Below are 14,672 nucleotides of genomic sequence, written 5' to 3'. Positions count from 1 at the left end.
TTTTTGACCTGTATTCTGAAAAACAGGCTAAAAACAGACAAATCTAAACAGACACATGATACAGTTACTACAAGAAGCGACAGATTTTATCCGGCAGCAAACGAACCATTTCCAACCCGATTTCGGGGTAGTATTAGGAACAGGTTTAGGGGCGTTGGTAAATGATATAGAGGTGCAGCACAGCTTAAACTACGCTGATATTCCGCATTTCCCGGTATCAACGGTTGAAAGCCATTCGGGTAAGCTGATCTTTGGGAAGTTAGGCGGCCGGAATGTGGTGGTCATGCAAGGACGGTTCCACTTCTATGAAGGCTACAACATGGAGCAGGTGGTGTTCCCGATCAGGGTCATGAAGCTATTGGGGATTCAAAAGCTCTTTGTGAGCAACGCCGCCGGCGGACTGAACCCAGAATTCAATACCTCTGAGTTGATGGTGATTACAGATCATATCAACCTATTGCCTACAAACCCGCTCATAGGTAAAAATGTAGACGAATTGGGGCCGCGCTTCCCAGATATGAGCGAGCCGTACAATGAACACCTGATCAGCCAGGCATTAGATATTGCTGCGCGGCATCAGTTGCCAGTAAAGTCTGGGGTGTATGTGAGTGTGCCGGGCCCAATGCTGGAAACCAAAGCTGAGTACCGTTATTTAAGCAACATTGGAGCCGATGCCGTTGGTATGAGCACCGTGCCCGAAGTCATTGCGGCTGTTCACATGGGGCTACCGGTGTTTGCTGTGTCTGTTATCACTGATATGTGCGTACCAGGCAAAATTAAGAAGGTAGTACTGCTGGATATATTGGAAGCCGCCGCCAAAGCAGAACCAAATATGACGTTGCTGATTAAGGAGCTGATAAAAAGACAATAAGAACAGAGATGTTAACCCAGTCAAAATAGGGCATCTATTTTCTTAGATGATCTTATGTGCATCTCACATTTACAATAAAACTTTGGATTTATTTGCCATCTATCTCAATGAAAAAGCCATTCTCCTTATTAGGTGGAATGGCTTTTTCATTGAGGCTGAAGAAGGTTAGAGCATTCAAATGTATATGAATCTCCCCTGAATGAAAGAGTGAATAGCTGCTGCTATTTCAATATTATTTCCTTAGTGGAATAATTAAGATGCGTGAATACACCAAAACCGCCCGCTACTGTATTATTGATCACAACTGGTTGTGCAAAAGGATTACCGTTGGCTCGTCTGGCATCTTCTACGCTACTAACAAAACGGTAATAGGCTTCTTCCGCATTAAAGAGTTTAACTGTTAAGGTGTCATTTGGCTTAAACCGGTAAGTACTGAAGTAGGTAATCTTCTTGCCGTTCTGCAACTCATCAGTTATTTCACGATCTAAAAGACTATTTACGTTATCTACCTGCATTGTATCCGGCTTGTGCACCAAAAGGCGGTAGAAGTTCCTGGTGCTTGGGTCATCTTGCCAACGAACTAGCAAGTAAGCTTCTTTGCTCTCATCTGGTTTGTCATTGAACTTATAGCCTAGGCTGTCAATGGGTATGCTGGGTAAAACCGTGGTAGTTCCTGTAAGCCGCCTTCCTTTCGGGTCAGTGATCAGTAATTTGTACACATCACCAGGTTGACTTCTGATCACTTTCGTGCTGTAGTAGGTGTACACTTTCTGGGTTTTTACATCGGCCTCTAATCTATAGGTAAGTAGAATTGGCTCTTCATCGTTTTTCGTGATAGACACAGTGGCATTATCTACTATGGTAGGCTGTATGGCATCAAAATAGCCTGATGATTCAGAAAGCGTCAAACGAATTGGTTTACCATTTTCTAAATAACACTCCACTACTAGCTGAGGCTCTAACCTGGGCAGTTTTACTTCTATTTCCTGCTCCATGTCACAGGAAGTCACAGTAACCATGACACCTAAAAGGCAGAAAAGTTGAAGAATGTATTTTATGTTCATCAAAATTTGAAATTATAAGTAATGGACGGAATGATAGGGAACAGTGAAACCTGTTTTGCGGAAAACCCTAAGATTTCCCGGGTCTGCTCTTCTTCATTCCAGATTGTTTCAAAATATACAAAGTAGGGGTTTCTACGGTTGTATACATTGTATACGCTAAACGTAAGGTCTGATGAGCCACGCTTAGGCTTTAGTTTGTACACTAATCCTAAATCCATGCGGTGGTAGGGGGCAAGGCGGAAGGAGTTGCGTTCCGGATATATGGGTATGACAGTAAAATCTTCGCCCGGCACATCCTGAAAAACGAAACGCTGCACAGGTAATGAGTAGGCATCGCCGGTGCCATACACAAACGTGGCGGTAGCGCTAATGCGGTCGTTCCACTCATGAATAGCCACAATAGATATATCATGGCGCCGGTCAAAGCGGGCAGGGAACGTTTTCCCGTTATTGATGTCGGGGAAGGTACGGTTGGTCCAGGAGAGGGTGTAGCCAATCCAGCCAGTGGTTTTGCCGCCTTTTTTCTCGAAGTAAAATTCTTGTCCGTAGCTCTTGCCGGTACCAAACACAAATTCAGGCTCTAGCTCTTCTACTCCAAAAATCTGCGCCCCGTCTCTTAAGTCTAGCTGTCGGCTCATGGTCTTGTAATAAACCTCGGTGCTGAAGAGGTAATCTTTCTTATGAACCTTGGTCAGACCCAAAGCGAATTGGTCAGAAATCTGGGGCTTAACGCCAGGGCTGGAAGGGTACCAGATGTCAGTGGGCAACGATGCGCCGGAGTTGGAAACCAGGTGCACATATTGGAACATGCGGGTGTAGTTTCCTTTAAGCGTAAGGGTTTCGTTAAGGCGGTAACTGGCTGCCAACCGTGGTTCAATACCATTGTAGTTGTTGCCGTTGTTCAAAAAGCCAGACAGCCGCAGGCCGTAGCTTAAGGTAAAGGTGGGGTGAATGGTCCAGTCATCAGACACGTAAGCGCCATATTCCTGACCCTTGTACTCGTTGCCTGCTTCCACTGAAAGTTCCCCATCATTAGAGCCCGCCTCTAATCGGCCAACCACAAAGGTGTGGTCAGTAACAGAGCTTCCGAACTTGATGTGGTGCTGCTCGTTTGGTAGGTACTCAAAATCAACTTTGGCATTCAGATCCGATATATTGGAGGTAAGGCTGAAGTCAAATACGTCTAGCTGGTTTTTGATTTCATAGGCATAGCTAGAAGAGGTGACCATGGTGTTCACGAAAAACTTGGGTGAGAACAAATGGCTCCAGCGTACGGAGCCCACGGTATTACCCCAGTTAAAATTGAAGTTGAAGTTTGCATCGTAGAACTTGAAGAAGTCACGGCCATAGTAACCACTTATAAATAATCTGTCTTTGGGGCCCAAGTCAAAAGTGGCTTTGGCGTTGAAATCATAGAAGTAATAGTCCGGAATTGGGCTCCAGTCAGGATCGCCTTCCTTTGCTTCATTGATCATGCGGGTGAATACATCTACATACGTTCGGCGGCCAGAAACCAAAAAAGACGACTTGCCTTTCTGGATGGGGCCTTCCACCGTTAGGCGAGAGGCAATGAGACCTACCCCACCTGATACGTCATACTCTTCTTTGTTGCCCTCGCGCATTTTTACATCCAGCACGCTGGACAGTCGGCCCCCAAACTGAGCCGGAAATCCGCCTTTATACAGTTCCACGCCCTGCATGGCATCAGGGTTGAACACACTGAAGAAACCAAACAAGTGACTGGGGTTGTACACCAAAGCATTGTCAATGAGCACAAGATTTTGGTCGTTGCTTCCCCCGCGCACAAACATACCGCTGGAACCTTCGCCGCCAGATTGAATGCCAGGCTTTAATTGCAACGTCTTGATTATATCTACCTCCCCAAAAAGAGCAGGCAATAATTTGGCTTCACGGGTAGTGAGGGTCTCTAAACTCATTTGTGGAGAAGTCAGACGCTCTTCAAATGAATTCCGTTGCGACTCTACCACTACCTCCTCCAGTTTATTGTCTGCCTCTTGCAAGGCCAGGTTAAGGGTGGTGTTTCTGGTGAGGTTTAGTTCACGGGTAATAGTTTCATATCCCAGATAAGTAAATTGTACCTGCCTGTTTCCCTTCGGAATGAGCAGACTATACTTGCCTTCAATATCGGTATTGACTCCGCTTGAAGTACCTACTACGGCAATACTGGCCCCAATAAGAGGCTCCCCGGTTTTTGCAGAGGTCAAGGTGCCACTAAGGGTAACACGTTCCTGCGCTATGACAGGTGCACAGGTAAACAAGAGGACAGTACAGAGGAAAAGCTGTATAAGCCGGCTATTCGGCATAGTAAATTGTGTAGGTACAGATAATATTATATAACGCAGATATATACGAATTATTTTCATAACGCTTAAGCCCATCTTAAGTTTAGATAGAGGGGGAGGAGCATTAGGAAGTTCTACCTCAAACTATTGACCTTACATGCTGGGTAAGACAGAAACAGAACTAACTCAAATAAGTTATGAAAGCAGAAACGAAAGACCGGTGGCTTTTAAAAAATAAATCCGTTTTAGGCCTATTTTCCTAAAAACAGGCCTAAAACGGATCATAATTTCAAACAAGCTGGGGCTACTTTAAAGTAGAGTAAAGCCAAGCATCGCGGAGTGCTTTTTGAGCCTCGGTGGCATTGGGATCAACTACCAGCAGGTGCGATACTGTTTCCTCAGCCGGTACCAGCTTGGCTTGAAGTTTAACAGGTTTCACCTCGCCGCTGGCATCTTTTCTGCCCACGGTCAGGGTGAGCATGCTGCCTTCTTTGCCATTGATCACGTGTTTGGTAATTAAATCTGTGGCGTTCTGCAGAGTAATGTCCTCTCCGTTGATTTGCCACAGTTGGTCACCAGCCTGGTAGCCCATGGCACGTCCGAAGGCGGTAAGGTTCTCGGTATTGGCTATGATAATATGGCCAGACGTAGCGTCATAGCTGAGGGTTGGTTTACCCAACGAGATTCGTTTCTGCTTTCCGGTTGGCTCATAGGTGATACCCACTTTCTGGAAAAGCTCAGTGTACGGCAACGCCTCGTTCCCCTCTACATATTTCCGGAAGAAGTCCCTGATTTGAGGGTAGGTAAGCTCCGTTATTTTATCAAACAGTTCTTCGTCTTTAAAAGACTTGTCTTTGCCATAGGTCTGGCTCAGGTCTTTCATGAGGTTAAGCAAACCATACTTGCCGCCAGAGAGCTCACGTAATCTTATGTCTAACGCCATGCCAATCAGAGCGCCTTTCTGATATACGTTGCCGTATTCCTTCTCATGCTTGTCTAAGGCACCAAGGCTAAGATCGGTGAAAGCCAGATCATCTTTGTATTGTTGTTTTGAGGCAATGATCTTGCCCCGCAGTTCACCCAGGAAACTCTGTAGTTCTACTAGCTTTTGATTGATTTGCACATGTTGGGCGAAATACTCAGTCACCCCTTCATACAGCCACAGGTGCTTTGACATTTTTGGGTTGCTGAAGTCAAAGTTTCCTATCTCTTCTGAGTGGATGGTGAGAGGCGTTACAATATGGAAGAATTCGTGGGCAGCAATGCTTCTTACCTGTTCAGCTAACATGGCAGGCGGCATTTCAGGGAAGTAATACACCGAAGAGTTAGAATGCTCCAAAGCGCCATAAGCTCCAGTGCGGTTCTGCTTATTGTCAATATAGATCAGGAAAGCATATTTGTCTACAGGTAAGGTACCGCCCAAATAGTCTTTTTGCGCCTCCAGAATAGTGCGGATGTTCTGAGCCAGGTTTTTAGAACGGTCTCCACCGCCGGCGGCATACGTAGAAATCAGAACATCAGCATTCCCTACTTTTAGCATAGCGGTGTCTGGCCGGCTGTACTGGATAGGCGAATCAACTAATTCATTATAATCCTCTACCCGGAAAGTGTCAGAAGTTGGGGTAGTTTTAGTGGCAACCAGTGGAGTGGCGCCGTAAAAATCATTTGGCTTTGTAATAGTTACCTCGTACGGTCGTTTGGTGAGCCCGGCAAAATAACCGAAAAAGCCATGGTTGTTCAGCAAGAAAACCTTGCCTTCTTCAATGGTAGTAGCGGCTGGTTCAAACACAATGTCCTCGCGCTTTGGAGTATCCCAGGTGTCATCTACCATATAGGTTATTCGGGCCAGCTTCTTGGCTTTCTGAATTTTCCAGCTGTTGGTGTCCAGCCGTTCTACTTTTAACTTTCTGCCCCTTTTATCAAAGGCATTGAAATCAGATACGAATTTTCCGAAGTCATACACGGCATAGGTGCCCGGTACCATTTTTGGCATGTGGTACACCACTTCGTCTTGGTTGAAGTCTGGGGGGGTAAGCATTACCTGCAGGCGGTCGTTTTTTACCTGGGTCAGGTCTACAGAGAATTTATAGATCTCTTTGTCTTTGTTTTGCGCCAGTACCGGGCCTTGCAGCAAGGCCGCCATACTTACTGCCGCCAAGAGTTTCTTAAACGTCATAAAGTTATGAGTAGGAGTGAGATGAAAACGCAACCAACCTATCTAGTACGTCAGTTTTCCGCTTTCTGGTTTTAGGTTCCACCATTTTACCAAAAATGGTGCCACTGCTCCATTGGTCGAAGATAGCAGGGCAAACTTACAGACAATATGCAGAGATTATCTGAAACGTTAATTAAAAAGGAGCTGTGTAAGTTGTATGACAGAATTTCTGTTTTGGGGCCGTTTTTCTAAAAACAGCCTCCAAAACGGGTATTCGCTGTATTAGGGTTTTAACTGGGTTGCGCAGGGCACCTTAGCCTACTGCTCAAGAAGCACTGTAAACGTCTCCTAAATCTATCAGTGTCTGAGCAGATATAGACAAATACTTCTATGGCGCGGAAGTTAATACTGTGACTTATTCCTTATTAATAAAGATGACTAAAAAGCTGCACTTCTTAAGGCACTTTCCATCCATTCTGAACCTTACAGAAGAAATGAATTAAGCAGCTGAATTAGATACGATTGTCTAGATGTCTTACAACAATTAACAAATGACAATCAACAATCAACTATCAAGGCAAATGCTGCTGCACTACCTGAGTTAATTGCTGGGCAGGTACTACCCCAGCCTGCCGCCACAGGTTCTTGCCCTGATGAAACAGTATGAGCGTAGGAATGGTTTGAACCCGGTACTGCTGAGCCACCGCTTGGTTTTTGTCTACGTCTATTTTTATCACTTTCAGCTTTCCCTCAAACTGCTTGGCCACCTGCTGCAGAATGGGAGCCATGGTTTTGCAAGGGCCGCACCAGTCGGCATAAAAGTCTACTAAAACCGGCATGCCCGGGCTGTTGATCAATTCCTGAAATGATTTCTTAGCCATAGTGTTCTCTTATATGTTTCTCAGCATGTATGCGGAAAAGGTCAATTTTTAGTAAATCTATTCTAGGGTATACAAATTATGTTTTTGGCCTGTTTTTTGAATAATGAGCTAAAAAGGGAAACATTGATCAAGGAACTTTTAAGAGGTCTAATTCCTTGAGAAGTATCATTTACTTTAGCCTATAAAACTTTGAAAACAATACTTTTAAACTTATTGCTGGCTTCCTTCATCGGGTTTACTTCTTGTAAAGAATCTGAGGTAATGGAAGGGCCGGCTGCTGAGCAAACTCAGAAAGATCATCTGGTGTCGGCGGAAAAGCTGACCACCATACAAGCGGCTGGTTTGAAACAACTGGCCATTTCCAGCGGTCAGGCCGAGTTGGCCACCATGGTGAAGTATGACGTTGATATTTACAAAATGGTGTACCTGACCCAATACAAGGGGCAGGAAGTGCGGGCTTCGGGCTTGATGGTAGTTCCCTTGAATGTAACTACTCCGGCGCCATTGCTCAGCGCACAACACGGTACCATATTTGCTCATAAAGATGCTCCCAGTAATTTTCAGCTGAACTCTTTAACAGGTTTTGAATCCTTTGGTTCTGCCGGTTATCTAACCCTAGTGCCTGACTATTTAGGTTTTGGCGAGGCGAAGCAAATGTTGCATCCCTACTATGACCAGAAGCACTCAGCCATGGCAGTGGTAGACATGATCAAAGCGGGTAAGTCTTTCTTTAAGAAAAATAACATTTCCGTTTCTGAGCAGCTTTTCCTGGCGGGCTATTCTGAAGGCGGTTATGTGACTTTGGCTGCGCAAAAGGAAATAGAGGAAAATCCGGCTCATGGCCTTACTGTCACGGCCACTGGTGCAGGAGCGGGTGGCTATGACCTAGAAGGTATGTTACGCCAGGTGGTGTCGGGGCAGAACTATAATTACCCCGGCTATTTGGCCTATATCTTGTCGGCGTATAACAACACTAACAGCTGGAACCGTCCTTTAACAGACTTTTTTCAGGAGCCGTACGCTAGCCGCGTCAGCACCATGTTTAACGGCACACAGACGGGTAGCGCTATCAACAATGCGCTGAGCAATGACCCAAGCAAACTGTTTAACCCTACCTTCTTGGCTAATTTGAGGGGCGACGGAGAAAAGGTATTGAAAGCAGCGTTAAAACAGAACAGTCTGAAGAACTGGGTTCCTAAAAGCCCCACCCGTCTTTACCACGGCACTTCTGACACCACTGTACCATTTGTGAATTCGCAGGAAACACATGCGGCTATGATGGCAAATGGAGCCTCTTTCAATGTTACCCTAACCCCGATCAAGGACGGTACCCACTCCAGCAGTTTAGAACCAATGATCAAAGATCTCATCCCGTGGATGGAAAGCTTAAAAAACGCCACTGCTAAATAGTATTAGTAATTTTATAAAAAAGCCTGCTACTGTAGTTACAGCAGCAGGCTTTTTTATGTCTGTTTTAGCTCCTTTTTTTAAAATATAGCACTAAAACAGGCTTTAAATTTGCCAGGCTTTCCACTGCATTAAAAGGAATCAAAGAGGAACTTTCTGCTGAAAGTTTATACCTAGCTTAGCTCTAGCTCACCTTTTTCAATCTGGAGGCCAAAAACATGGACAGAATGGTAAAGCCACAGGCAATGTAGCCTACGGTGCCAAAACCTTCTAATTCTTCATGGCCTGGCGCATTGGTTATGAGCAAGCCCGCCAGAAAGGCCGCCAAGCCAGAGGCCATTTGCTGTACCGAAGAATTAATGCTCATAAAGCTGCCGCGCATGCGTGGTTCCACGCTGGAAGTAATCATAGACATGGCCGGCACAAACCTCGCACCGAAAACAATAAAGAAAGCGGTGGTGACAATAAATGCCTGCCAGTGCGGTACTTGGGGCAGGTGCGTTACCAGCAGAATAGGAATGGTAGAGAAAATAGCCGCTATGGTAAACACACGCAGTTTCCCGAACTTATCTGCCAGGCGTCCGGCCCACTGTGAGGTAACCACGGTGGCTAATCCGCCAAAGAGGTAAATGTAACTCAACTCAACTTCCTCAAAACCCACGTTGGCCACCATGTACGGACTCAGAAACGGCACTACCGTAAAACCAGCCAATGACAAGGCAACCATCAGGGAGAAAGCCCAAAGGCAGTTAGTATTTGTAAAAATGGAAACAATGAGTTTGCCTGGGTGCTGGGGTACGTGGTTGAGCAAGTGTTCCCGCATGGGAGGCAGCAGGCGCCAAGACATGGCCAGTACAACAAGGCAAAGTGCCGTAAGTAGATAGAACGGCGCATGCCAGCTGGCGTGGCTCGCTAGGTAAAGTCCAATAGGTATTCCGCCAATAGAAGCAACAGAAAACGCAGCCATTACTTTACCCGTGGCTGATCCGCGCCGTTGTTCGGGTACGGCATCTCCAATAATGGCTAATACTAACGCGCCTAATACCCCACCAAAGGCACCGGCCAATACACGCGCTAATAACAGAAGCGAAAAATTAGGCGCTAAGGCGCAGGCCAAGGTTCCAATGGTGAAACCCAGGTACAGAATGAGTAGGGCATCTTTGCGGTCAAACCGGTCAATGAAGAATGCGCTCAGAAAACCCGAAATAGCAGCGCTAAAAGTATAAGCAGACACTAAAAAGCCAAACTCACGTGGTGAAATGTCAAACACACGCATTAGCTGTGGGCCCAGGGGCATCATGATCACAAAGTCCATGATGTGCGTAAACTGTATGGCCGCCAGCATAAATATAAGCCAGCTTTCCTTTATGCCTGGGGTGGAGGTTGGGGTAGCGTTTGACATGGTAGAAAAAATAATGGCTGCCACTGGGGCAACCGAAAACTGTACGGGGCCCAGTGCCAGATGTTGTCTGCCCACAGGAGCGGGGGCGAAAGTAGTTCAAATTTGAAATCAAAGGAGGTATACTTTCGTAAAGTATGCTTTAGCTACGCATGAGTAAGAAGAAAAAGAAAAAGGAAGTCAGTGCCGACCCTGTCTGTGCATTGTGTGAGCGGGAGGTGGGGTTTACAACCCTGCATCACCTGATACCCCGTGAGGAAGGAGGCCGCCATGGCCCCACCACTCCGCTGTGCCAGCCCTGTCACAGCACCATACATCTTACCTATTCAAACAAAGAACTGGCGGTCTTGTACAACAGCATACCTGCGCTACGGCAGGCAGAGGGGCTGCAGAAATACCTTTCTTGGGTGAAGAACAAGAGGCTGGACAAGATTTCAAACAGAAGAAGGAAGCGGTGATAAGGTGTTTTTTAGCTGATTTCTGGAAAACACGGTCAAAACAGCAGTTGCTGCAAAAGATTCGTGCACAAGAGAAAAGGAACCATAAATTCCTACTTTTGCCCTGACTACCTTTGATTTCTAATTCAGATAATTTCCCATGGCTTTCGCCTATTTGCCTTTCACTGACATACAAGAATATAAAGCCGTAGTGGTAGACAGCTATCACCCCAACGGACTGGTGCTGTCGCACTGGAGGGGATCGCCCACTCCTGAACCGCTTCGGGAAGATACCAGCGCAGGTATTGTGTTGCAGGCGCTAAAACAAAACTGGCCGTCTCTAGAGGAGTTTAGCTTTGTGACCGCTAACCATTTTGATGTAGACGGGTTTGTGGGGGTGTGGGCACTCTTGAATCCTGAGTTGGCACTCCAGCACGAAGAGTTACTTCGCCAGATGGCCATTATAGGTGATTTCAGGGAACTGAATTTAGAGGCACCTTTTGCTGAGGAGGCGCTGAAACTGGTATGTTGGTTAAATGCAGAGGAGAAAACCCATTTTTACCCACCTTTTGGGGCAGGGGATCTAGAGGAAAACGAAATAACGGCCTCTGTGCCCAAGTTTCATTATTTTCTCCACTCCTTTACCCAAGTTCTGCAACAACCGGATAAATTTAGTGCTATTTGGGAGCCTGAGTTTTCACAAGTTAGGGCCGGTTATTTACAAGTTCACGGACCAGAAACGCGGGTAGAAAAATTGCCTGAATTAGGATTAGTGGTAATTCAAACACCGGAGCCAGTGCATTATTATGCTTTGTTCAGTGTAACTGCTGGGTTTGATGTAGTACTGAGCTGCTATTCTAATCAGCGGTATGAACTGGAGTGTAAATATACTACATGGGTAGACATTGCCAGCCGCCCCACCTTGCCACGGCCAGACATGAGACCATTGGCTCAACACCTAACCACTCTGGAAGTAGCGGAAAATCAATGGAAAACAGAGGGGCCTACTGATACAGGTCCACTACTGCGTATTCACCGGCAAAAACTTTCCAAAGCCCAGAGATACGCACATCCGTATGAGCGCCCCATCTATTCTTCATCCATTTCACCAGCTAAATTAACAGGTGAAATAACTAAATATTTAACTACTTACTTCAGCGGAGTAGCACCAAAACAATATTGGTCTTGGGCAGAAATTAAAGGATTATATAAGAAAAATTAAAGTTTTTAATGGAATCCTTTCTTGTTGTGTATTATTTAAATAAATAATTTTATGTTGTATTTATTATAGCCGATTTAGGTGCCCCCCAACCAGACGGTAGAAGAGAAGTGAAAGCTTTGCTGTATGGTTACCATTGCGGATACTCCGTTTTATCAAATCACAGTTGATGAAACGAAGAATAGAATCTACATGAAAATGTTTGGGGTCTGGGAATTCTTAGACCAGGTGCCAGATTACCTAACGCATGTAAAAGAAGCCCTGACAAAGGTATCTCCTGGGTTTTCAATTGTCACTGACATTAGGGAAATGGAGGATTATTCCTTTGAAGTGCAGGAACTTCACATAGCAGCTCAAAAGCTGATTGTGGCTGCCGGTTTGCTCCACCTCGCCGAAGTCCATAATCTAAATGATCCCTCCAGCGAAGTGGCCATTGCCGTGGCGCAGGAAAGCAAAATCAACCTGAACATCTTTCAAACGCTAGAAGAGGCTGAGGCGTGGCTAGATGAGCTTTAGAAATGCCTTTCTGTTCTCACGGATGCTCTTCTATAAAACTTAGCTGTTCCGTTCCCGTTTTTACTCTGGCGCCATTGCCGCATTACAGAGTGGTGCTATTGCCAGTTGTACTATGAAAAAGATTCTTTGTCCGGTAGATTTCTCCAAGACATCTAATAAGGCCGCTGAGTATGCGGCTCATATTGCGCAGCACACAAGTGCCTCGCTCACCTTACTGCATGTGTTGCACCTTCCCGTACTAGATACCTCTGAATCCGCCATGATGGCCAGTCAGGTACTAGATGACCAGCGTCGTGCGGCCTCAGACAAACTCCACTCGCTGTCATTGCATTTAGAAGACCTTTTCGAGGTAACAGGAGGGGCTAAATTTGTAGTAGACTCAAAAGTGCAGGAAGCCTTTCTGGCAGATGCCGTAGAGCGCTTAGTCTTAGGTGAAGGGTATGATTTTGTAGTGTTGGGTACAACCGGCGGTGGAAATACGCTGGAAGAGATTCTGATTGGTAGCAACACTGAAAGTGTGATTTCACAAGTGAAGTGCCCAGTTTTGGCTATTCCCGGTAATGCTTCTTTCCCAGATATTCACCGAATTGTTTATGCTTCTGACTATCAGCCAGAAGACTCACAGGCGCTGGGGCAGGTAATAGCTCTGGCGGCTATTTTCAAAGCTGAGGTGGAGGTGGTGCACGTGAGCAAAGAAGCCGATGCAGAGTCTACGCACCGCGCCAAAGCCTTTTTGGAGCGCCTGAAAAATGATTTAGGAAATGAATTGCCTATCAGGTTTCAGGAGGTAGTGCACGAGGAAGAGGAAACCGGCCTGCAAGACTACCTGAGCCAAACCAACAGCAACATGCTGGCTATTCTTAAAAAGCGGCGAAATTTCTTCAAGGACCTTTTCCGGATGTCTTTGGCCGAAAAAATGACCTATCAAACCAAACTTCCGTTGCTGGTGCTGCATGCGGCCTAGTAGAAACAAATTAATGTCATCTGGTTCTAATTCTGCAGCCGGGCAAGCGTCTGGTTGGCTTAAAGTCGCGGCCTTTGCCGCGATTTATATTTCATTTGGGGTTCTACCTATTTAGCAAATAGGCAGAACAGAATAATCTGTTTCTGGCTTACTTTCCTGAAAACAAGCCAGAAACAGAAGCTCTATATTCTGAATGACTACTAGCCGAAGCTTTTGTCCGCACGTAATTAAGATCAGAAATCTTTGAGAGACAAATATATGCTTGTGTCAAGGAATAGAAGTATAAATAAAACCCAGAGGCGGTTAAGCTATACCTATCAATCTGCGCATACTTTACAGGGAGTACGTTCCGTCTTTTTCACTTGAGCCAGGCTAGTTGAACCTATGCTGCTCTTGCACTGCTGTAAGCGTTGGCAGTTTTGGCTGAGGTGGTAAGTCTTAGCTCCTTTACTTTCGCAGAAAAAAGCTTTCCCGTTCTTATTTGAGATACTGGCCCCGGAGGAGGCGGCTGTTTTGGGTACTGAAGGCGCAGCAGCAGAACCAGCTGTCTCGCCTTTTTTAGGTCTACGGAAATCCCAAGGAGCTACGGGGTTAGGGTGGTCCCAGAGTCCTCTTTTATCAGCGCGGGCCTCGGCTTCCAGACGGGCTAGTTCCGGATCTTTTGAGTAAGCGGTGTAGTGCCAGGCGAAACCGTTTTTAATCAATTCATAGCCCAGGTTCCGGCCATCTTCTAATATGATTTCACCCACCGTTCTGCCGTACCGGTCCGTGTCATGTACTACCAACTCTACAAATTTTCCGAACACCAATTCTGCAGTGAACTGCTGCGCTCGGGTGCCAAAGTCCTGCCGCTTTTCGGGAGTGTCTACCCCTTGCAGCCTTACCCTTAGCGGTATTCCGTCTTTTAGTAGCTCAATGGTATCTCCGTCTTTTACGGCAATTACTTTATAGCGCCCCTCTTGCTCCTGTGTTATTTCCTGCTTTTCATTTGCCTGCTGGCTTTGCTGGCAACCTGAAAAAATTAAGAGACAAAGTGCTAGGTAAAAAGATAACGTTGTGTTGAAAGGCGAAGTCATGTGAATAATTCTTGAGTATTTTACCCTAGTACGGCTAATTTCCTATTTGTTTTCCGGTAAATGTTCAAGATCATTAAAGTCTTTGTGCCTGCCCGAGGCATACCTATTTTGCTGCATTTTTTCGGGCGAAGAATTCTTCTAAGCTTTCGTCTTCCCGTTTTATAAAAAGCCTTGTTCTTTTTGACATCTGGGGGTTGGGCTGAGAATAATATTCCCAATAAGCCTTTTTGTTCAGCCTAAACGCTTCAGCCAGCCGCTCCTCATAGCTTTTGCTCTGCCAATATTCCCGCTTATCGTCTTGCTCTTTAAAAGAGGAAAATTTTATTTTAGGCTTCATAGTTTCAGATGTTGTCACAACAGGTAAACGTAATGTAGGAAGC

General features: G+C 45.8%; 13 protein-coding genes. 6 read left to right on the top strand and 7 right to left on the bottom strand.

The window, feature by feature from the left end:
• The first annotated feature begins 55 nt into the window (after positions 1-55).
• Entirely contained in the window at positions 56-871 is an 816-nt protein-coding gene (locus tag A8O23_RS03870) for a purine-nucleoside phosphorylase (RefSeq protein WP_066616824.1), read from the top strand.
• Between the two features lie 221 nt (positions 872-1,092).
• Here A8O23_RS03870 and A8O23_RS03865 read toward each other — a convergent pair whose 3' ends face one another.
• From A8O23_RS03865 to trxA, 4 genes are all read right to left on the bottom strand, one after another.
• The gene (locus A8O23_RS03865) at positions 1,093-1,935 is read right to left on the bottom strand and encodes a DUF4249 domain-containing protein (RefSeq protein ID WP_082882894.1); all 843 of its coding nucleotides are present in this window, start codon (positions 1,933-1,935) and stop codon (positions 1,093-1,095) included.
• The gene (locus tag A8O23_RS03860; RefSeq protein WP_082882893.1) at positions 1,935-4,259 is read right to left on the bottom strand and encodes a TonB-dependent receptor; all 2,325 of its coding nucleotides are present in this window, start codon (positions 4,257-4,259) and stop codon (positions 1,935-1,937) included. The genes A8O23_RS03865 and A8O23_RS03860 overlap by 1 nt, the downstream gene beginning before the upstream one ends.
• 283 nt (positions 4,260-4,542) lie before the next feature.
• Positions 4,543-6,414 carry a M61 family metallopeptidase gene (locus A8O23_RS03855; protein WP_066616815.1) on the bottom strand — a complete coding sequence of 624 codons (1,872 nt, stop codon included), beginning with the start codon at positions 6,412-6,414 and terminating at the stop codon, positions 4,543-4,545.
• Between the two features lie 551 nt (positions 6,415-6,965).
• On the bottom strand, positions 6,966-7,274 hold the full coding sequence (trxA, locus tag A8O23_RS03850) for a thioredoxin (protein ID WP_066616813.1): 309 nt from the start codon (positions 7,272-7,274) through the stop codon (positions 6,966-6,968).
• Positions 7,275-7,463: 189 nt separating this feature from the next.
• Between trxA and A8O23_RS03845 the strand changes: the two genes are divergently transcribed.
• Positions 7,464-8,684 carry a lipase family protein gene (locus tag A8O23_RS03845; RefSeq protein WP_074988309.1) on the top strand — a complete coding sequence of 407 codons (1,221 nt, stop codon included), beginning with the start codon at positions 7,464-7,466 and terminating at the stop codon, positions 8,682-8,684.
• 181 nt (positions 8,685-8,865) lie between these two features.
• On the opposite strand, the gene A8O23_RS03840 is transcribed toward A8O23_RS03845, so the two are convergent.
• On the bottom strand, positions 8,866-10,158 hold the full coding sequence (locus A8O23_RS03840) for an MFS transporter (protein WP_239693332.1): 1,293 nt from the start codon (positions 10,156-10,158) through the stop codon (positions 8,866-8,868).
• A gap of 74 nt (positions 10,159-10,232) precedes the next feature.
• Here A8O23_RS03840 and A8O23_RS03835 point away from each other — a divergent pair, with 74 nt between their 5' ends.
• From A8O23_RS03835 to A8O23_RS03820, 4 genes are all read left to right on the top strand, one after another.
• Positions 10,233-10,538: an HNH endonuclease gene (locus A8O23_RS03835; protein ID WP_066616809.1), complete on the top strand. Its 306-nt coding sequence runs from the start codon at positions 10,233-10,235 to the stop codon at positions 10,536-10,538.
• A gap of 139 nt (positions 10,539-10,677) precedes the next feature.
• Positions 10,678-11,739 (top strand): DUF6687 family protein, encoded by a 1,062-nt coding sequence (locus A8O23_RS03830; RefSeq protein ID WP_066616806.1) that lies wholly within the window; start codon positions 10,678-10,680, stop codon positions 11,737-11,739.
• Positions 11,740-11,862: 123 nt separating this feature from the next.
• On the top strand, positions 11,863-12,252 hold the full coding sequence (locus tag A8O23_RS03825; RefSeq protein WP_066616803.1) for a hypothetical protein: 390 nt from the start codon (positions 11,863-11,865) through the stop codon (positions 12,250-12,252).
• 112 nt (positions 12,253-12,364) lie between these two features.
• On the top strand, positions 12,365-13,216 hold the full coding sequence (locus A8O23_RS03820; RefSeq protein WP_066616800.1) for a universal stress protein: 852 nt from the start codon (positions 12,365-12,367) through the stop codon (positions 13,214-13,216).
• A 317-nt stretch (positions 13,217-13,533) separates the two neighbouring features.
• On the opposite strand, the gene A8O23_RS03815 is transcribed toward A8O23_RS03820, so the two are convergent.
• Positions 13,534-14,292, bottom strand: a complete 759-nt coding sequence (locus A8O23_RS03815) for a thermonuclease family protein (RefSeq protein WP_066616798.1) — start codon at positions 14,290-14,292, stop codon at positions 13,534-13,536.
• A 103-nt stretch (positions 14,293-14,395) separates the two neighbouring features.
• Complete coding sequence (locus A8O23_RS03810; RefSeq protein ID WP_066616796.1) at positions 14,396-14,629, bottom strand: hypothetical protein; 234 nt, start codon at positions 14,627-14,629, stop codon at positions 14,396-14,398.
• Positions 14,630-14,672: the final 43 nt, after the last annotated feature.

Origin of the sequence: Rufibacter roseus, from assembly GCF_001647285.1 — a bacterium.
In the GTDB taxonomy this organism is placed as follows: Bacteria; Bacteroidota; Bacteroidia; order Cytophagales; family Hymenobacteraceae; genus Nibribacter; species Nibribacter roseus.
Note: the sequence above shows the minus strand (reverse complement) of the source record. Positions and strands in the feature narration are given on the sequence as shown.